This is a genomic window from Anaerobiospirillum succiniciproducens DSM 6400, assembly GCF_000482845.1.
GTDB classification, from domain to species: domain Bacteria; phylum Pseudomonadota; class Gammaproteobacteria; order Enterobacterales; family Succinivibrionaceae; genus Anaerobiospirillum; species Anaerobiospirillum succiniciproducens.
In genome coordinates this window covers 11,398-32,869 of sequence record NZ_AXWV01000039.1, presented here as the reverse complement: position 1 = coordinate 32,869, position 21,472 = coordinate 11,398, and the positions used below count along the sequence as shown (strand labels likewise).

Here is a 21,472-nt window from a genome sequence, read left to right as displayed (position 1 = left end):
GCAGCAGGGTCAACAGCACCTCTAGGTACAAAATCTATGATTGAAACTATCTTTATAGTGTTAGTAGGTTTCTTACTCCTGCTAGCATGTATTGACCTGTTTGTCGGTGTATCAAACGACGCCGTAAACTTCCTTAACTCGGCTGTTGGCTGTCGCATCGCTCCGCTACAGGTTGTATTAGTTGTAGCATCTTTAGGTGTTCTCATTGGAGCAACATTCTCATCAGGCATGATGGAAGTGGCCCGAAGCGGTATGTTCCGTCCTGAGATGTTCTCTTTTTACGACGTCATGCTGATCTTCTGCGCAGTTATGATGGCGGACGTGTTATTACTTAACACCTTTAACTCTTTAGGCCTTCCAACTTCTACTACCGTTTCTATTGTGTTCGAGCTCTTAGGCGCTGCAGTTATGGCATCTGCTTACAAGCTTTCACAAACAGGTATGTCATACACAGAAATCTTTGAGTTCATTAAGACTGAAAGAGCTGCAACCATTGTTTCAGCAATCTTGATTTCTGTTGTAGTAGCTTTCTTCTCCGGCGCAATTATTCAGTTTATTCTGCGTCTGCTATTCTCCTTTAGATTCCAGAACGCTTATAAGTACTTAGGCGGTGTGTTCTGCGGCTTCTCCGTAACCGCCATCGTTTACTTCTTAGTCATGAAGGGCGCAAAGGGCGCATCATTCATGAAGCCTGAGTACATTGAGTTCATTAATCAGCACACTTCAACTCTCCTGTGGACTCTGTTCCTTTCTCTAACTCTGTTAGGTCAGATTCTGGTGATGCTGAAGTTTAATGTCTTTAAGATCATTATTCTTGCTGGTACATTCGCTCTGGCATTCTCCTTTGCTGGTAACGACTTAGTTAACTTCGTTGGTGTTCCATTAGCTGCTCTTGATGCATTCGTAGAGTGGACTTCCGCTGGCCATCCAGACATGAACACCATGATGATGAGCACTTTAAATGAGAATACTAAGGCTTCAACCTTATACTTAGGTTTAGCTGGCGTAATCATGGTGGTTACATTATGGACCTCCAAGAAGGCTCACCGCGTTATCCAGACTTCTATTAACCTCTCAAGCTCATCAAGTGGTGAGCATGAGCAATTCGGTGCTTCTACTCCAGGCCGTATGGTTACCCGTTTTGGCTTAGGTGTAGCTCGTGCAATCAAGCAGTTCTTCCCTAATTTCCTGCTCGCCTTCATTGGCCGTCGCTATGTAAAGGCTCCAGTAGTTAAGGGTGAAATTCAGCTGCCTTTTGACTATGTACGTGCATCTGTAAACCTCGTATTAGCATCCATTCTGATTGCATCAGCAACTTCTTTAAAGCTGCCTTTATCTACTACTTATGTAACATTCATGGTGGCAATGGGTACTTCATTTGCTGATGGTGCATGGAGCCGCGAGTCTGCTGTTTACCGTATCTCCGGTGTTATCACCGTTATTGCAGGCTGGTTCTTAACTGCAATGACTGCTTTCACAGCAGCTGCTTTAGTAACATTAGCCTTCTTCTCATTCGGCTTTACCGCCATCTTCCTTTTGATGTTCGTAGTTCTCGTGGTTATTATCCGTAGTAACTTCGTTAAGGCTAAGACCTCAGAGGCATTCAACAGTGTTATTGAGGCTAAGGAAGATAACGAGAAGGTTCTGGCTTCTATTTCACACGCCGTTCCTGCTTACTTTGATGCTCAGCTCGATGTTGTTGACCGTGCACTGGAAAACTTCTTTGCTGATAACGAGTTTAAGCTCCGTCGTGACTTCAACAAGGCATCTAACATTGAGTACGATATCTCCAAGGTTAGATCCGAGTACTACACCTTAGCTACCACAGCACGCTCTGAAAAGGATAAGGTAACCTCAGAAGCTAAACACTTCTTCTACCTGACCTTCTCTAACATGCGAGAGGCATCTAAGGCTATTCGTTACATGGTTAAGAGAGCTATCAACCACGTAGCTAACCGTCACACTATCTTCCAGGGTGAGATGCAGTCAAGTCTTTTAGAGATCGTAAACCGTCTGCATACCATCTCAGCTGACCTGCATAAGATGGCTGCCAACCCAACAGCTGAAAATGTTGAGGCAATGGTTAAGCACGCTAAGAAGCTCAACCGTGATATCGACCGTTCTCAGGTTAACTTAGTAAACATCATCGGCCGTGAGCACGTATCCATGCACTCAGCTGAGATGTACTTAGGCTTCTTACAAGGTATCCGTGATCTTGCTAACCGCTATGTTGCTGTGGCTATGCAAGAACGCGCTTTATCACAGATTGTTAACGGCAAAACCATTGACCGTGCTTTAAACAACTCTGAGATGCGTTCACATGTATTTGGCTCAACCACTCGCACTGGCTCAGAGGCAATGGTTATCTCTTCAGTTGAAGAGGACGATGCTGCAGAGGCAGCTAAGCTTCAGGTCAGTTCCGATGGCGCAGCCGCTGCTGATGCCGTAGCTCAGGCTGCCGCAAAAGCTGCCGAGGCTACAGTGCCGGCTGATCATGCCGATGACCACGCTGATGAGGCCGAGGAAAAGGCTGAACAAGCAAAGGCAACTGCAGCAGATCAGAAGACTGACTCTGTAAGCGACAAGCCTCAGGCTTAATCTATAAAACAGATATTTTTGCCTAAGTTATATTAGTCTCACATGCTAAGGCCTGAAGCAATGCTACAGGCCTAACAACTAAGGCAAATCGATGATTAAAAAGGGAAGAGTCCTTATGGATTCTTCCCTTTTTGCGTTTTAACCCGCTACAAAACTAATCAATTTACAAAAGCTGCCATCACCCACAATCATTCAAACGCAATAGACCATCACCAGAGCGTCATACAGCGATCTTTTAGAAAAAACAGTAAAAGGTACATAACAACCAGTAAATGCACTCTATGCGCACTACATGGCCATTATTGGGCGGGTTAAAGAACAAAGCTTATTGAGCTAGTGAGAAAGGCACGATCCTTAATATGAGGAATGCTTAGAACCTACTATCCTTGTACAAAATGTACAAATGAATAGAAATAGAAAATGCCAAGCAAACGCATATGCAGAAGATCTTTGATGGGGTTTTATGTGCAAAATTGCTTGGATTTAAGCAAAGGAAGGAGCAATTAACAGTTAACAGAGTAGAAATTAAAAAGCCCCTAGCAATGGGGATCGCCAGGGGCTTTATGAAAGCAAAATGCTATCTAGGGATAGGTAAAAAGATTACCTTATTAGCCTAAGAGGCTTAAACCGAGCTGTGGACGGGTATTAGCCTGCATCAGCATGGAAGCGGCAGCCTGCTGAATGATGGACTGCTGGGAAAGGTTTGCAGACTCTTCAGCAAAGTCAGCATCACGAATACGTGAGCGTGCATCAGCTTCGTTAGCAGCAACGTTAGACTGATTGCGGATAGAGCTCTCAAGACGATTTTGGATGGCACCCAAATCGGCACGCTGAGAATCAACGTAGCCAATCATCTGATCCATCATATTAATGATGTTTGCAGCCATGCCTACAGTTGAGAAGTTAACATTGATGAAATCGCCGTTCTGCGCATCCTTGACGAACGCTTTAGTATCACTTGCAGCACCATCAAACTGACCAGCGTCAACGCCACCATCTACAGCAGCGGCAGAGAATTGCAGGTTTACAAGGCCGAAACTGATGGTATCGCCCTTATTTGAGCCAACTTGTAAAGTAATGCTCATAGCATCGCCTTTATTGCCGCCGCCTGCACCACCAGCACCTTGAACGAATGGGTCAATGGAGTTAGTCTGCTTACCGTTTAGGATAGTCTTGCCAGCGAAGGTAGTCTGCTTAGCAATACGTGTGATCTCAGTAGCTAAAGAAGAGGCTTCCTTAGAGAGAGCCTTACGATCTTCTAAGGTGTTAGTGCCGTTATTAGCCTGGACAGCTAAAGTACGGATCTTCTGGAGCATGCCTGAGATCTCATCCATGCCGGCTTCAACGGTCTGGGCTAGAGCGATACCGTCGGAGGCGTTACGGTTGCCCTGGTTGAGGCCATTAATCTGGGATGTTAAGCGATCAGCGATCTGTAGGCCGGCAGCGTCGTCTTTAGCGCTGTTAATACGCATACCGCTTGATAAGCGCTGGTATGTCGTAGTCAGGGAGTTCTGAACGTTGCCTAAGTAGCGTTGACCCTGAAGAGCTGAATAATTGGTATTTACATATACGGCCATGGTAGTGACTCCTCAGATTAACCTAACAGGCTCAGACCGAGCTGTGGACGTGTATTAGCCTGCATCAGCATGGAAGCAGCAGCCTGCTGAATGATGGACTGCTGGGAAAGGTTTGCAGACTCTTCAGCAAAGTCAGCATCACGAATACGTGAGCGTGCGTCAGCTTCGTTAGCAGCAACGTTAGACTGGTTGCGGATGGAGCTCTCAAGTCTGTTCTGGATCGCGCCCAAATCGGCACGCTTGCCGTCTACAGTGCCAATCATTGCATCGAGATGTGTAATCAAAGCTCCAATAGAGCCAGCACTGTCATCTGTCTTTGCCTTAGAAAGAGCTACGGTAAGTTTTCCGTTTTCAATCTTAAAGATTTTGTCGCCTGTCGCATCCATGAGTTCTTTGTTATCTACAATTGCAGAGAACATGACAGATGTCATCTTAAATGAGATAGTATCACCCTTGTTAGAACCCACTTGCAATGTCATAGTGCCTTCGCTGCCAGCACCTTTATCAGTTGCATCTGCACCTTTAGTTGCATCATTGCCAAAGATTGATGAGTTATCAGTCTTACTTGCTCCGTTTAGAACAGTTTTGCCAGCAAATGTTGTCTGTTTGGCAATACGGTTCACTTCTTGCGCCAATGCCTCGATCTCTTTGCCAATAGACTTTCGATCTTCAGCTGTGTTTGTGCCATTATTGGCTTGAACAGATAAGGTACGCATTTTCTGGAGCATTCCAGAAACCTCATCCATACCAGCTTCAATGGTTTGAGCAAGAGCGATACCATCTGCAGCGTTACGGTTGCCTTGGTTGAGACCATTAATCTGGGATGTTAAACGATCAGCGATCTGAAGGCCAGCTGCGTCATCTTTAGCGCTATTAATACGCATACCGCTTGATAAACGCTGGTACGTAGTCGTGAGTGAATTCTGAACATTGCCTAAGTAGCGCTGGCCCTGAAGAGCGCTGTAATTTGTATTGACATAGACTGCCATTGTAATACTCCGTTTTCACAACTCATAGTAAGAAAAGTACATGTCCTTAACTCCATTTGTTTGATTTCTTACTGAGTTATCAGAGTTCAGCTTTCGCTTCCATGTACTTAGATCGCGCTCTAGAAGATGGCGCTCCATTTGCTTTTTTGAACGAGGCTGAACTTTCGTATTAGGACATACAGAACACTATCTAATGTTGGATAAGACTAGTAAGGTCGGTGTAATTGCCTTGTATGGTAGTTATGTTTGAATTGAGCTAGGTTTATAGCACTGTATCTATGCGGGGGATTTTTAGAACCATCTCTCCAATACTAGGTATCTATGATATGCCCTTATTTATGGGGGGAATACGTTTTCACAAAGTGTTATGTTAATTTTTTGTTGTATCTTGTTCTGAGGGGAAACATATTTCACTCAAGTGTAGATCTTACTTTACTGTTTTTGACAAGTAATGTTCTAACGGGCAATAACTCGTGATGTGTATGGAACGAGATCGCAGATTAATTGGGTCGTTGGCATCAGAGTATAGAAAAACATTTAGTGCCTATTGCTTTACATAATGGTTTTCCTATAATAGAGCGCACGGAAAGATGGCAGAGAGGCTGAATGCACCGCACTCGAAATGCGGCAGACCCTTTGGGTCTCGGGGGTTCAAATCCCCCTCTTTCCGCCATTTCAACAACTCATTTCTATTGAGCAAACTCTTGCTCGTTTGAATTCCTCATATACAAAAATCAAAAGTGACCTCTAGCAATGCTTTTCATTAGATAAGTATGTTGTATCTATGAGGTTAGCTAGTCTATGAGTTTTATCTTGCTGAAAAAACAAAGGCCCAAGCTTGGTATCTTGGGCCTTTGTAGAAAATAGGGTGCTAGTTTGTAGCTGCAGCTGTTGCGATTAATCTACAGCCTTCTCTTTGGTTGGCAGAATAAACTCATTGGCTTTTTTAGCTCTCTTGGAACCTTCAGCTGGCTCTGGAACATGAGTTTCTGCTGCAATTTCACGAGCTGCCTTTACAGTAGTGCTTGATTTAGGTGCAGACTTTGTTGCAGTAGCTGTTTTATCTTTTGTTGCTGTAGCAGACTTGGTCTTTGTAGCTGTAGCTGCTCTGGTCTTTGCAGCAGTGGTTGTTGGGGCTTTGCTCTTAGTTGCTGTTTTAGTCTCTAGAGCTTGAGCTTCTTTAGCTGCAGTTTCTTTACTGCTTACAGCCTTTTTTGCTGCAGGCTTCTTTGGTGTAGCAGCGCTTGTAGTGCTTGCTTTGGCGCGAGGGCTTCTAGCAGTAGAGCTAGTCTTTTGTACGGATGCACTCTTGCTTACTTGGCTGCTTTCTTGAGCTGCATTCTCTTTTGTTGTGGCGCACTTTGAATTGCTTGAGCAGTTAATCTTTTCACTCTTACACTTGTCTACTGATGCTTTCTTGCTTGTAGCAAGCATATTTACAAGCTCAGTCTCAGGCAGCATCAGCTGCTCTTTGTCTAAAGACTTACCAGCCTTTAAAGTCTTAGCAGCCTTTTCGAGTTTTTTGATCTCTTTTTTACGAGCCTTATGCTCTTTTTTGAGTTCTTTCTTTTGCTCTGCAATCAGTTTTGCTTGGACTTTCTTGTGCTTGTAAGGGCTGTAAGTCTTAGCAACATGATCAAGGCTATAAGAATGTGGACCGCTTACTAAAGAGCGTACGTCTGGGCAATCAGTCAATTGTGTAGGTACAGCGCTAGTATCTACTTGAGGTGTGGAAATCTTTAAAGCAGTATCAGTCAGATTGGCACTTGCTGATGCCTTGCTATCGGCGTCAGCACTTGGGTTTAGACAAGCAGTACGGATCGGTGCTTTCTGTCCAGGTGCTACGTTGTTAAATGAGTCGTCGTCCACTCGTGGGAGCATAGTGTCATCAATGGCACTCATGTCGTCAGTGGAGAAGTCATCCATAGCAGGAAAGTCATCACCAGATACTCCAATGTCTGCAAAAGGATCGTTAACACTTGAGGTGTTGTCCTCGATGATCTTTGCAGTGCTATTAAACAGGTGGTGATCGATAGAGCTGCCTGATTGATTACGGATTTCTTCATCTAAAGGATCGGCTACGCTGTTGGAAATAGGATCAACGATGTCTTCATCGGAAGGAAGCTGAGTGGCTTGCTCATCTTCAATGCTCTGGAAAATGTCTTGAACGCCAAAGCTTTCATCATCGTCATTCACATTGCCTACGCAACCATCGTTGCTAGCAAAGTCTTGAATGTTCTGAATCTCATTCATCTCATAGAACTTTGAGTAAAGAGACTCCAAGATGTCTGCCGGAACGCAATAAAAGGCTGGTCTGTCATTGACAATAACAGCTATAGGCTCACTCTTAACAGCTTTAATAACTGTTTTAGGATTCTTCTTAAACTCAGCAACACTGATACTGAGATTAGCCAATATCTGTCTTATATGTGCCATAAACAAAGCTCCCTAAGAACTGCTTGTGCATGCACGTGCTTGTCTGAATTGATGCATGACCTAGCTTTGGCTGAGGCAGTTCTAACTCATAGCGTGGTGTGACAGTCGATCCTTAGACCTGAATGAATATGTAAGGGTCTAATCCATAAAATCCATACATAATCAATCAATATTTGATTGTGACAGATGCAACGGGATTTGCAATAGCTTAAAGCTCCTCTTGGTAAAAAACATTAGAAGAGGGGCGTTAGTGCTATACAAAAGTAACTCACTGCACTGTTTATGAATCGAAACAGCTGAATGATTCAAACACGTATTTCTATAATACATGCATCCGAAGTAGCTTGTTTTACCTTTGAGTGAATAATTTAGCACAGTGGATGAGGTACATCACAAAAGCCGCAAACTCAAACTTAGTTTTGCATCTTTATGAGTCTTTTTATAAAGGCAATCAGTACGTTTTTAGGTTGTTGTGGGGCTAGTTGCAAGATGTTTACGCGATGTTTGCGCATCGTTTATACGATGACTGCACTGCTTGTGGTGCTTTTGCGGGGAGGTTTGATGCTATAGCATGCGCTGGGGAAACGCAGCACTATAGCATCGGGGATTTTTGCTGTTTAGGCTTACAAGGAAGTGACGTGCTGTATGGCAGTTAAATGCCTTTTGCATGTCGGCTGCTTGTTCTTTTGGCAAGTCAGCTGTTTGTTCTTGTGGCCAAATTATTCTTCAAACTTGAAAAGCTCGGTAGATAAGTAACGCTCACCAGTGTCAGGCAGAACAACCACGATGGTCTTGCCAGCGTACTCATCTTGCTTAGAGAGCTCTAAAGCTGCATGCATGGCAGCACCAGAGGTGATACCAACTAAGATGCCCTCTTGAGCGGCTAAAGCGCGTGAGGTTGAGAAGGCTTGCTCAGTAGTGACGGTAACGACCTGATCTACTACAGAGGCGTCATAGTTTTGAGGTACGAAGCCAGCACCAATGCCCTGAAGTTTGTGTGGGCCTGGCTTACCGCCGCTAAGTACAGGGGAATCTTGAGGCTCAACAGCGACCACCTTAACGCCTGGTAATTTCTCTTTTAAGACACGACCAGTGCCAGTTACGGTACCGCCGGTGCCAACACCTGCTACAAAGACATCCACCTTATTGTCAGTATCAGAAAGGATTTCTAAAGCGGTAGTGGCAGAGTGAGCACTTGGGTTTGCGCTGTTATTAAACTGCTGCAAGATTACAGCACCCTCAGTGCTGTCGCGCAGCTGCTCTGCTTTGGCAATTGCGCCCTTCATGCCCTCAGAGGCAGGAGTAAGTACTAATTGAGCACCACGTGCCTGCAGGAGTCGACGACGCTCTAAGCTCATGGACTCAGGCATGGTGAGAATGAGTTTGTAGCCCTTGACTGCAGCTACTAAGGCAAGGCCAACACCGGTGTTGCCGGAGGTAGGCTCGATGATGACTGAGCCTGGCTTTAACAGACCTTGTTTTTCAGCCTCTTCGATCATGAACAGAGCGGCACGATCTTTAACGCTGCCACCTGGATTGAAGTACTCAAGTTTAGCAAGAACAGTTGCCTTGGACTCAGAAGTGAGCTTGTTAATGCGAACGAGTGGAGTAGAACCAATTAAAGCGGTTACGCTAGGTGCAATCTTAGACATAAAAAACCTCATAAGCCTTACGGCGGTTAGTTGCTCGAGCCTTTCACAACGCCGCTATTAGTTCAAACTCTTTGCCTAAAGCAATCAAGCTAAGAGCGGGGCTGTGTTTGCCTTTTAGCGCGAGGCGCTAAAGCATTGATGTAAGGCAGAAAACACTGACAGTCATTCATAGTTGATTAAAAAGCTTGATGTACACATGTACACCTGATGTGCTTTTTAACATACCATCACTTTTTGCTCATGTGCAGTAAAAAATTGGTTTCTATGAGATAAATATGCAAGTGTGACACTTTTGCATGTTTAAAAAGACTGTATCTATCGGCTTTATTACGTGCTTTGCACTTTTGTTTTGCGTTGCACCTAAATGACGATCCTAAATAGGGCATAATGATCATCCATAGCCTGTGCAAAGTATGACTATTAGTTAACCTAAGCTTATCTTCAGCTGATTAATACTGTTTTTAAACTGAGCTTGAGTGAATTTTATGCGCCGACTCAGCGCACTCTAAGTCATGCCTTAAGTTGCATGTACATCTATGCACGGTCTATTATGGCTAAAGCACATAGCATCGCGTTCATGAGGTTGTTTGAGCCTATACGATGAGCGCTATGAGTTTATAGTGTGGTAGCAGCAAGTTTGTTGTTTTGAACAAGAGGATTTGGTTATGGACTACTCTGAGCAGTTAAATGAAGTTATTGCAGCGCTCTCTGCTGAAAAGTCACTGCGTGGTCTGTTCCAACAACACCTTGCAGGTAATCCTCTCCCTTCAGCCCGTTCTATAAATGAGATCGTAAAACTTTCACGCGCCATTATCTTCCCTGGCTATTTTGGCTCTTCTAAGATCAATCGCCATACTGTTAGTTATCACATTGGCGTGCAGGTTGAGCAGCTCTTTGGTCTGCTCACAGATCAGATCTGTGCTGCCTTGTGCTTCCAAAGTGCTGATAATGAGCAACATGCCAGAGCCACAGCCTCTTTTAATAAAGATCCTCTTGAGTCAATCAAGAATTCCATGTTTGTTAAAGGAGCTCGTGCTAACTTTTCAAGTGAAGATCACAGCACAGAAATTAGTGCCAATTCCCCAGTAACTTCATGCGGTGAGTACAGCTCTTGCGCTATGAGCACTGCTAAAAAGGATGCTGATAAGCAAGGTGGTGTAGAGAGCGTAAGTTCTATTAGCTTTGGCGATGATGTTCATGACTTGGAGCATGAGCAGGGTATTCAGAGCCTCAAGTTCAATGAAGAGGTCAAAGAGTATGCTCGCTCTCTAGCTGCACAGTACATTTCTAATTTAGAGCTGATCCGCACTAAACTTGCTATGGATGTTAAAGCAGCATTCGATGCTGATCCAGCAGCTACTTCATTTGGCGAGGTCATTTGCTGTTACCCAGGTGTCAGAGCGATCTTCAACCACCGTATTGCCCATACCCTCTTAAACTTAGGTGTGCCGCTGATGCCTCGTGCTATTAGTGAGCTTGCGCATTCGGAGACCGGTATTGATATTCACCCAGGTGCTCGTATTGGCGATAGCTTCTCCATCGACCATGGTACTGGTGTAGTAATTGGCGAGACCTGCATTATTGGTAAGAATGTAAAGCTCTTCCAAGGTGTAACTTTAGGCGCTAAGACTATTCCTGTGGATAGCCGTGGTGTGCCGCTTAATATTCCTCGTCACCCAATCTTAGAAGATGATGTAGTGGTCTATTCAAATGCCACGATCTTAGGTCGTATTACTATTGGACGCGGTGCGGTTATTGGTGGCAACGTTTGGGTCACCGAAGATGTCAAAGCAGGTGGCAAGGTAGTGCAGCAACGAGCTGATCGCTAAAAGAACAAGTCTTGAGTACAAATTAAAAGCCCCTAGTTTTAGCTAGGGGCTTTTCATGTGCCATTAGAGATGGCGCTTAGTTGAAGTGCTGTGATCTTTAGGCTTGATGCTTACCAACAGCGCAGCTGCCTTCAACATAGTCTGATCCTTGTGCACCCTCATACTCAGGGTGGCGCTGTAACCACTTTACTGCATAAGAGCAGGTAGCAACGCATTTGAGGTTTTGCTCACGAGCATAGTCATAAGCAGCCTGTACGAGCTTGCTTGCTAAGCCTTGTCCAGCTAAAGCCTCAGGAACTAAGGTCTTGCGGATATCTAAACCGCCATCGTAAATCTCATAGGTTACAAATGCTCGAGTGTTATCAATTACGAGCTCAAAAGTGCAGTCTTCCTTAATGTGCTTGATTTCCATCGCTATAGTCTCCTGACTAAAAGTGTGTTGCGCTACTGCCCTTGTATTTAGCAAATATAGCTAAATTAGCCATAAGTTATCCTAAGCTTATGGAGCTCTAAATATATTTGCACTGCAGCATACAGTCAAGCTTTTGCATAATGGCCATTAGCTACGATCTCAAGGCATATCCATTAGCTCTTAATTTCTTTAAAAATCCTGTAGATACGCCCTTTATCGCTAGCTCATGAAGATACGATGTGCTTGTTATCTGCACACTTTAGTAAAGTAGTTGAGCAACATATTCACAAGGCCAATGCACAAATACAAGGTAACAGCATGCAAATACTATAGCGCTGCTCAAACGATGGTTAACGCATCGGCAGTAACCATAGGCTTTGTACTTACTATAGACGATTGCAATCACGAAAAGGGTGTGGGCTCAAACTCATCAAGTGAGGAGTAGCTGCACCGTGGATTGAAGATAGGAAAATACAGATAGATGATAAGCTGCTGCGCCTAGCCAAAGAATGGGAAGTAAATCCATATGCTAGGCGCGATGTAGGATAGTTTGACTATTTTATAGGCGGTGGCGACCTTGAGTACGGCTCTCGCGACCGGATACGATGTTTTCGTTGATGAAGTTGGACTGGCTATCAACAGTAAAGCCGCCGCCTTCATTACGGAAAGTGCCAGTGTTAATCATGAGAGCACGCTGTCCGGTATGCACATTAGCGCTCTTTTTAACTGCAAAAGAACCTTCATTTAGGATACGAGCATTGCCTGTAAAGATAGCCTTGCCGCTCATATCCATGGTGTGATTATTGATGATCTGAGCAGAGTTCTTAAGTTGCATTTCAGAGCTTTGGTGCTGACGGAATGCTGCAGCATTTTCAAAAATAGAGTTTTGCTCAAAGAAGAGTTTGCCATCTGGCGCAAACATACGGCGGTTGAGTAATTTTGCATAACCTGAGAGGGCTAATGCAGAGTTCTTGTCTAAATCAATTTTTCCGATGTTTGTGAGCTTTGATTTGTCCTTGAAAGCTAGCATGGATCCATTCTCTAGCTTGATAGTGCCGGCATTTTCAAAGAAGCCATTGTTTTGGAAAGCTATATTAGACTGGTTCATGGTAATAAGACCGCTATTGCGCATCTTAGTATCGCCAGCCATAGATATATAGGCACCTGGCTCAATAAAGAAACGGCCAATGTTTCTAATCTGATTATCACCACGAGTGTTAATCACGGCACCGCCCATCATATTGATGAGTCCAGAGCAGGTAAGAGCCGCCTTATCATCAATGTTTAAGGCAGTCTTTGGCATCATATTTAAATCGCCGCGTACCTCAAAGAAACCACCTGGAGCAACGGTAATAGAAGAGCCACTTTGCAGCACAATATTGCGACCAGCTTTAACAAAGAGCTTGCCTCTAACAGTTACAGGAGTATCAATGACATTACCGCCTTGGAGCTCAAAACATTGATTGTGGCGAATGTACATTGGCACTTGAGTGTCATGGCTAAGCTCAATGCAAGCCATATCAGACTTGTTCTTAAGCAGTCCGGCCTCATTAACAGGGGATTCAACATTAGCAGACTCACTTGGACTATTTAGAAAGTCTTGAGTGGCCTGAGAGTAGGCTTGATCAACAGCATCAGCGCCTAATGCGCTGTTAGCTGCCTGATTTTTCTCAAGGGCATTGTTTGTTCCTTGAGTTTGGCCATTGGCATTATTGTTCGACTGGAACTGTTGAGCAAAGGCAGCATTACGCTCAGCATAGGCCTCAGCAATGGTAGGCTCGTGGCTTTCAGGAGCACTAGCCTCATTTGTAGACAGAGTATTTGCTGATGCTTGCTGGTTGTTCGCGTCAGGAGATACCGAGCTATTGGCTGATACTTGCTTGGTGTAAGTGTCAGGAGATACCGTGCCATCGGCTGATAATTGCTTAGTGTCTGCGTAGTTGTCAGATGGAGCTAAAAGGTTTTTAGAGCTTGTATTACTTGCTAGTGAGCGAGACATAGAAGCTGCTTTTTCACTAGCAGCTTGTGCATTAGAGGCAAAAGCAGCTTGCAGTGCAGCTTTTGCATTTACCGAGCTTACACTCATCGCTGCCTGGGCTGCAGCTCGATCTATGCTTGCAATGGCGTTATCCACTACATTACGTGGAGATGGAATGCCATTTGAGGACATAGCAATTGGAGCTAAGGTAACTGGATCCTGAATCGTACGGCGCATTGCAGGAACACCATAGTTAGCACCACTGTCCATCATACGGTCTGCAGTGCTTGAGCTTTGATCCTCAATAGCACGCGCATGAGATGGGCCCATGCTATGAGAGCCGTTAGAGGCATAAGTGTTTAGATCAGTGCTCTGCTCAGAGTTTTTGCCCATAAACTCGGCAAAAGCCTTAGCTTTAGCCTCAGCTTCAGCTTTGGCTGCAGCTTGTGCAGTAAGACGCTCATGGATAGCTGAAGGCTTAGCTGGTCTTAAAAGATCGTCGCCTGACTGATAGTGCTCACTTTCAATAGGCATTGTACTTGGATCAATGACGCTATATGCAGCTGAAGAGTCATTGCCAGACTGCATACCATTAATAGCAGCATTGCTAGGCTGCATACCATTTGCAGTATTTGCATTGCCTGATTGTATAGCATTTGCTGTATTTACATTGACTGCCTGCATGGCGGCATTAGGATCTTGGGTTGCATTAATCTGCATGTTGGTAGCTGCGCTATTGCCACCATTTATTTGCATTGAGCCATAAGATGAACTCATGGTCATGTTGGAGCTACCAGGCTTAATCTGAATGCCGCTAGCGCCGCTCTGTATGTTAATTGCGCTATTGGTAGCTTTAGACGGTACGCCTTGAATATGAATATTGCCCTGACCAAGGCTTAAGCTATTTTCTGCGGTAGTTGGGATGTTGTTGAGCTCATCAGTGTCGTGCATATAACCATAAGCTCGATCTTGATTGTGCTCTTCTACACCTTGGGCATTGAAATGAGACTCTTGCAGGTCGCCATACTCTTGTGCACTATCAAATTGATTAGCCGCATTAGCACTTGAAACAACACAAACAGAAGCAAACAAGGCCGCTCCCATTAAAGATGGCAGCGCGATGTAATGTAGTGACTCTGTTAGTTTGTTAAAGCATACCTTGCTCATGAATACCCCGTATCTACCTTGTAGCTTTGCAGACTAACAATAATACCAAATAAGCACGGGTCTATCCTGTAGAAATGCCGCTATTTGCGCATCTTTAGCCACAACTTGTCTGTATATGTATAAGGCTAATGGGATCATGACTCAACAAATGCAAGCTAAAACTCAATGAAAGAGGCTCAAAGGGAAAAATGTTCTAGACAGCAACATCAGTGCACTCTCAAATTAAGTTGCAATTAATGAATGAAAGCTGCAAGTGAAGGGAAGAAAGCTCCTAAAAAGAGGGTCTTAAAATATGTCGATTTGCAAAGTTCTGCAAAATTTGCAGTGAAAAGAGGCCTGGTTACCCTAGTCTTACCGAGGAAGTCAAATCTAACTGTATTTTACAAATGTGTAAATAATGAGAGTAAGAAAATAGCTGCAAAGCTAGTACTGGTGGGCTTTTGTCTAGCATACAAGTAGGTTAATCACTATAGGTAAAAGTTAGTTATAGGTTCAACTTTTGGAAAAAAGTTAAAAATTTTTTAGTAAATTGTTGACCTACATCACAAATCCCATTATCATGTGCTCAACAAAACGAACAGAGCAAAGTGATCGTTTTTAAATTAACTCATAGTTAAACTCCTTTTCATAGACAATCCTCCTATTTCCAAAAAAGGCTAAGTGCGACACTTAGCCTTTTTTATTTGTCTAAAGCAAAAGATACCTGCCTTTAAAAAATCATTTCTTTGCATCCGCTGCAAAAATCTACATTCAATATACAGAGCGTAGACTCACCTATCCACAACCAAAAAGGTAGCTGGCAATAATTACGTCTTAGCAAATAAAGACCGCTGTAATACCATTGGGCCAAGTTTTTAAAGGTGTGTTACCTGTGTCATGAGTAGCTTGCCGCTGAAACCTTTTGGGGTTTAGCGAGCAAGCAAACTCGATTTATGAGGTATCCCTAAATCTTTGGATACAACACAGATAACATAACTTATTTAAAAGGAATAACGAGCATTACCTGTTAAGGTGAACTCATCTACATTGGAAGAGCCCTGATAGCCTAAACCAGCACCAATGGATAAGCGCTCAGATTGAGCACCAAAGCCAAAGATTACACCATAGGTAAGGTCATCGATAAACTCGTTGCTGGTATTTAAGTCAGCATTGGAGATGCCGCTCCACTTAACATTGCCGTCAATCTTGTCATCACCAAAGTTGGCAGTAAGATTAAAGTCAATAGAAGGCTTGAAGTTCCATGTTTTAGAGAAATACTCCTTAGAGAAGTACTCCTTGGAAATAGTTAAGCCTACAGGTACAGACATAACATTAGCCTTAGATACGCTTACTGAGCCAATATAGCCATTGCCACTCATATCGTAATCTTCCATATCAATCATGGAGTAACGAAGACCAACGTGTGGAACAATATCTAAACCACGGTAGTTAAAGTTAATTTGACCAGTTACACCTAAGCTTAAATTGGTTGTGTTAAAGAAAGTATTTACCTTACCTGCGTCTGTGTTAGCATCAACATCAGAGTCAACTACTGAGTAGTTCATATCACCTACTATAGAGAAGGTCTTGTAGTTGTAGCCAGCATAGAAGCCAAAGCTGTAGTACTTATAATCACTGCTTACACCATTAGCTGCGCCCTCACCAGAGGAATCACCCACACCAATGTTGGTCATTACACCATAACGCATACCGTCTTCGGAGGTTAAATCAGCACCTAATGCTAAGCCAGTAATAGAAGTATCTGTACCGTACTCAAGATCTTGAGCCTTAAATCCATTGGTTTGACGGTTCTTATAAACTGGAGAGAGCCACATACCGCCGCCCTGACCATTGTTAGCATAAGTCATGAGCATACCTTGCTGACCCATACCAAAACGACCAGCTACAGCCTCATAAGAAGCATTGCCAACTAACATTGCAGCCTCAGCAGAGCCACCAAAGACCCCCATGCGAGCAGCTTGGTCAGCAGCTAAACCATTGGTATCACGAATTACATTCTCTAAGAACGCATTGTAAGCCTTAAAGAATACTTGATAGCTACCATCTTTCTGCTTAACAGCAACGAACTGGCTATCATTGTATTTATCCGTCTTATGTACAGTAATGTTGCCTTGTGTATCAGCAGTGGCAATAGACTCATGAGCAGCACGATCAACAAAGTAATCAGGATCTACACCTGGCTTAATTGAGGAATTACCATTCTCATCGGTATTGCCATAGTACTCTTGCCAGTTCTTGGTTAGAGAAGCATAACCAATTAAGTAGTCACGCATTGGAGTGGATGCACCACGATAAGCTGAATCAATCTTGTTGGTTAAGAGCTTTAAAGTACCGCCAGAGGTAGGGCCACCAGCCTCCATAGTAAAGCCCATAATGCCATTAATAGACTCTACCTTAATGTCATTCCTGCCCTTTTCACCTAAGATGAAAATACCATCATTACCACTATCTTGGAAAATGATAATATCGCGGCTAGAAATGAAGCGGTCGCCATCTAATACAACCTTAGAACCATCCTCAGCTAAGATAGAGGCATTACTTTTATTAAAGTAGATAGCGGAGCCTTCATCTAAGGTTTCTTGACCTACTACTAAAACAGAGCCCTTGCCTAAGAAGATATCAGAGTCAGTCTTAGTACCTGCGCCGTTATAAGCTGCAGCATACTTACCGTTACCAGTCTTATTAAGCTCATCTTTAATGGCATCTTGACGTGCTTGTGCATCAAGAACAATGCGAGACGCACTATCATTTACAGTAAGCTTGTCTCTTACATAAACAATAGAGCCATAATCTGAGGTAAGTGAAGTACCAGTTGACTCTTGGTAGCGCTTAATGAAGGCTTTCATTTGCTCTACAGAAGCATCAGAGCCTGCAAATAAAGCAGAGTTCTTACCAATAATCAACTTACCCTTGATAGTACCAACATCAACAGGATCCTTATTTGGATCAGTGCTAGTAGGCTTTTCGCCAAAGCGCTTGATTACAGCAATAGTAGTAGGCTTGCCATAGTCTGGATCAATAAATAAGGAACCACCTTTGAGATCAACACGATCAGCCACTAAATAGCCAGTGGAGCTCTCATAATTAGGCTTATCACCAGATGCGTCCTTTAGGGTCTCACTACCGATATATAAGGTAGTAGTATCACCACTAAGCTCAATATCCTTAGCCTTTAAGAAGCCGCCACCATCAACAGTAGCCTTGCTAGTAAACTTAGTTAAGCCATCAATAGTAGTATGGCCATTAAAGGTTACTTCCTTGTTAGAGGTAAAGTTGCCAGCTACATTAGTGGTGCCTGCAAATACAGTTTTACCAGATAAGTTTACATCACCGCCCTTGCCATCTTTGCCCTTGGAGACATTAACAATGCCCTTAAAGTCTGATGTTGTCATGTCATCATCAGCTGTTAAGGTTAAGTCGCCTGTAACATTTAAGATGCTCTGTGCTGCAGAGTCAACAGTGCCAACGTTAATGCTCTTGTTAACCTGAGTAATACCAGAGTCTAAATTTACCTTGGCAACCTTTCCACCTGAAATGCTCTCAAGCTCAGTTGTATAGCCAGGCTTGCTGTCTACTTTTAAGGTTGCATTATCACCAATAGTAACAGCACCAGCAATACCGCCATTAGCTAAGGTTAAAGTGCCATAATTATTGATATTAAGACCTAATACAGCATTGTTTGTACCTAATGCAAAATACTTCTTACCATCAATTTCCTTGGCATTGTTCAAAGATGCATTGTCGGCAAAGGTAACTGAGCCTGTAGAGCTCTTGGTAGTATCAAGCACGCTACCCCAGTGACCATAGACTGTGTCGCCACTTACATCAATGAGCTGAGCACTCATGAGGTCATCAGTCTTGTAGTTAGCTAGGTAGTTAACACCATATTGCTTAGCATAAGGCCAGGATACAGTACCATTAATTGAATGCAAGCCATCAAACACTACATTACCAAGGTTGATAGAACCAGCAAGCTTTGATTCATCCGCACCAAATAAGCCATTGCTTAACTGTTTTAAAGCTTCCTTGGTTAATACTGTGCCTTCCTTAAAGTAGGTGATATTAAGAGTAGAACCAGCCTTAGCAACTAAAGAACCACCAGCATTAAAGACATCAGTATTAAAATTAAAGCCAGTGACCGTATTTCCAGAGGTCACTATACCTAAAGCCTTTTCAGCAGCTGAGCCCTTAAGTGTTAAGAAACCACCCTCATTTATAGTAATGGCATCATCAGCAAGCTTGATACCGTACTTACCATAAGAATCAGATCCGCTCTCATTATAGGAGCCAACTAAGTTCATGGTTCCAGAAAGTTGTAGGGCTGAGCCACTAGCATCAATCTTGTTAACAGATAAAGTACCAGTATCTTCAACCGTGGCTGTGCCAGATTTAATTACTAACTCTTTGGAGTTTAAGGTAGCTCCAATGGTTCCACCAGCGTCAGTAAGCAGGGTATCTGCGTTACCAACAGTTAATGTTGAGCCAGCGCCATCAAGAGTTAATTTACCAGAAAGGTCCCAAGTACCCGCGTTGACATTCATCGTAGCGCCAGAGACTACAATTGCCTCATCAGTTGCTCCACCAGATGATAAGGCAGTGTATTTGCCATTGGCATCATCCTTTAGGCCACCAAAGTCAAACTTAGCTTTAGCTCCAGAAACAACTACCCCGTTTTCAGCATTAGTGCTTAAACCAGAGGTTACAACATAATGACCAGTCTTAAGAATAGCTGACTTACCAGAAGCGTTAGCATTTTCTAAGGTCAACTTTAAAGTGCTAGCCTGCAAGGTAGCGTCTGCGCCTGCTAAGGTTAAACCATTGGAGGCATCAAAATTCTGAAGTTCTAACTTGCCTTCAGCAGCTAAAGTACCATTGTTACCTAATACGATTTCTGATTTTTGACCGCTAGTTGTAGCTTGACCTTTTATAAGGCTGGTTGGTAAGGTCAAGTCACCTGTGGCAGTTAATTGACCATAAGTGCCAATGTCAAATACTGCACCACTATTAGAGCCGTTACCTAAAAGGGCTGCAATGTCTTCACCCTTGAGCTTGATTTCAGCTTGAGACAGAGCTTCAAACTTAACATTGTAGGTTGTATTAGCTGGATTATCCTTGTACTTAACAGTAACCTTGGATAAGTCAAGTAAAGCACTGGGGCCTTGTACTTTAATTAAGCCATTGTCGGCATCACGATCTAAAATCCAGTTGCCACCATTAACGGTTAAAGAAGAAGCATCTGCATTCTTTTGGTTGAGAATCTTAAAAGCACCACCAGAGATAGTGATATCGCCAGTGGAGGTATATAAACCGCCGTCTACAGTAATGGCCTTAGTACCAGAAATAATTACTGGACCAGTGATTGTGCCTTTTTGAGCAACCTTTTTGGTTGCATCAGTGGCATCATCCGCTAAGTTAGAAAGGGTAATGTCGTCAGCTAAAACAAAAGTGCTGCTATCAGCAAAAGTTACGTTCTTAGCAGTTAAAGATTTAACGCCTAAAGATGTTGAACCATCAAAGTGAGCAGAACCATTACCTAAAGTTAACTCATCAGCTGTTACACCTAAGTTGGCATCTAAACCAGCCCCCATGGCCTTAGAAATGGTAATCTTCTTACCATCAATGGTTGCAGCGCCACTAACGACTACTTGGCCAGCTACGCTGGCATTTCCGCTTGCGATTTTAAACGCACTACCATCAGAATTGGTTTCGGTGGCAGCGATATCAACGCTTGAGTCATTGGTAAACTTAAGTGTTGAGTTTGCATCTAAAACTAAGCTACCACTTGCATTATTAGTAGAATCAGTTGGTTTTAAGAACTCACCTAAGGTCTTGGCGGTTAAGTGAAGCTCGGAGTTGCTTGGCGCACCACCTCCAGCAGCACCGGTAGCACCACTTACGCTAATGACGCCACCAACATCATTTCCATTCTCTTTAGAGCTCTTTAATGAAACACCATCCTGTAATACAACGATGGAACCTTTGCCATCTGTATTTGCAGTAATCTTAAGCTCTTTAGTTGAACCAGTGGCTGCAGCCTTAATATCAATAGTGGAGCCTGAGGCAATGTTTAAGGCACCTAAGGTATCACCGCTGTTTGGAAGAGTAATGGAGCTGTTTGCGTTAACCTCAAAGTCAAGCTTTTGAGCGCTAGTGGTTGGGGTCTGATATGAACCACCATTTAAAACGATCTTACCGCCCGTTGAAACAACGTCCTGGCCAAGCATAGCGCCGGAGGTACCTAAAGTAATGTTAGAACCTGAATCTAACTTATACTTGGTTGTTTTATTTCCTAAAGAAGCCTGACCAGCGCCAGTTGACATTACAGTAATCTTGCCACCACTAGCAACATTTACTTGATCTGCAACTAAACTAGCAGCTTGTGCTTCAGCATCAACAGTTACTATGCCCTTTTTGACATCTAAAGTGCTAATAGTTAAAGAGCCTGCTTCGGCTGAAGCACCAGCGCTAGCTGCTACCTTGAATTTGGTGTCTTCAGAACCATTGATTTCAAAAGTGGCCTTATTGGCGCTTACGGTAACACCTTCTACCTTGTTTACTGCTTTTTTACTAGTGCTGATTTTGACGGTAAATGGAAGATCGTCTTTGGTGATTGGTGTTGTTAACTCAAGAACATCACTGTCTTGAGAGATAGTGATAGTGCCGCCTGAGGTGGCTTGATTTAAATCAGTAGTAGCTGCCTGAGCCTGAGGAGCGGCTAAGGAGGCGGTAACGATGATGGCACTAGTTAGGCCATTTAAGTATGCACTTTGGTAAATGGCTCGATATTGGGCCATGAGGAATTTAATGGCGTTATTAGTTTGCTTCATAAATATT

Annotated in this window: 10 protein-coding genes and 1 tRNA gene; 4 read left to right on the top strand and 7 right to left on the bottom strand. The window is 43.5% G+C overall.

All coding sequences use genetic code 11. From position 1 onward, the window contains the following. The first annotated feature begins 36 nt into the window (after positions 1–36). Positions 37–2,598, top strand: a complete 2,562-nt coding sequence (locus tag H524_RS14670; protein ID WP_084281693.1) for an inorganic phosphate transporter — start codon at positions 37–39, stop codon at positions 2,596–2,598. A 437-nt stretch (positions 2,599–3,035) separates the two neighbouring features. Beyond that, complete coding sequence (locus H524_RS0106650) at positions 3,036–3,215, top strand: hypothetical protein (protein ID WP_027939659.1); 180 nt, start codon at positions 3,036–3,038, stop codon at positions 3,213–3,215. On the opposite strand, the gene H524_RS0106645 is transcribed toward H524_RS0106650, so the two are convergent. After that, positions 3,207–4,175, bottom strand: coding sequence for a flagellin N-terminal helical domain-containing protein (locus H524_RS0106645; RefSeq protein ID WP_027939658.1), 969 nt, complete (start codon positions 4,173–4,175; stop codon positions 3,207–3,209). The two genes, H524_RS0106650 and H524_RS0106645, sit on opposite strands and share 9 nt — an antisense overlap. Positions 4,176–4,192: 17 nt before the next feature. Then, positions 4,193–5,164 carry a flagellin N-terminal helical domain-containing protein gene (locus tag H524_RS0106640; RefSeq protein ID WP_027939657.1) on the bottom strand — a complete coding sequence of 324 codons (972 nt, stop codon included), beginning with the start codon at positions 5,162–5,164 and terminating at the stop codon, positions 4,193–4,195. 584 nt (positions 5,165–5,748) lie between these two features. On the opposite strand from H524_RS0106640, the gene H524_RS0106635 reads away from it, so the two are divergent. Continuing rightward, a tRNA-Ser gene (locus H524_RS0106635) sits at positions 5,749–5,837 on the top strand. Positions 5,838–6,061: 224 nt separating this feature from the next. On the opposite strand, the gene H524_RS16505 is transcribed toward H524_RS0106635, so the two are convergent. After that, positions 6,062–7,600: a type II toxin-antitoxin system Phd/YefM family antitoxin gene (locus H524_RS16505; protein WP_156907562.1), complete on the bottom strand. Its 1,539-nt coding sequence runs from the start codon at positions 7,598–7,600 to the stop codon at positions 6,062–6,064. A 719-nt stretch (positions 7,601–8,319) separates the two neighbouring features. Next, the gene (gene cysK, locus H524_RS0106625) at positions 8,320–9,252 is read right to left on the bottom strand and encodes a cysteine synthase A (protein ID WP_027939655.1); all 933 of its coding nucleotides are present in this window, start codon (positions 9,250–9,252) and stop codon (positions 8,320–8,322) included. 665 nt (positions 9,253–9,917) lie between these two features. Between cysK and H524_RS14655 the strand changes: the two genes are divergently transcribed. Next, complete coding sequence (locus H524_RS14655) at positions 9,918–11,081, top strand: serine O-acetyltransferase (protein WP_211232160.1); 1,164 nt, start codon at positions 9,918–9,920, stop codon at positions 11,079–11,081. A 97-nt stretch (positions 11,082–11,178) separates the two neighbouring features. Here H524_RS14655 and H524_RS0106615 read toward each other — a convergent pair whose 3' ends face one another. The 3 genes from H524_RS0106615 to H524_RS0106595 form a co-directional block, all read right to left on the bottom strand. Next, positions 11,179–11,493 (bottom strand): GNAT family N-acetyltransferase, encoded by a 315-nt coding sequence (locus H524_RS0106615; RefSeq protein WP_027939654.1) that lies wholly within the window; start codon positions 11,491–11,493, stop codon positions 11,179–11,181. Positions 11,494–12,052: 559 nt separating this feature from the next. Beyond that, a complete protein-coding gene (locus H524_RS0106605) occupies positions 12,053–14,638 on the bottom strand; it encodes a hypothetical protein (protein WP_027939653.1) in 2,586 nt (861 codons plus the stop codon). A 980-nt stretch (positions 14,639–15,618) separates the two neighbouring features. Further along, positions 15,619–21,465, bottom strand: a complete 5,847-nt coding sequence (locus H524_RS0106595; protein WP_156907561.1) for an autotransporter domain-containing protein — start codon at positions 21,463–21,465, stop codon at positions 15,619–15,621. Positions 21,466–21,472 lie beyond the last annotated feature (7 nt).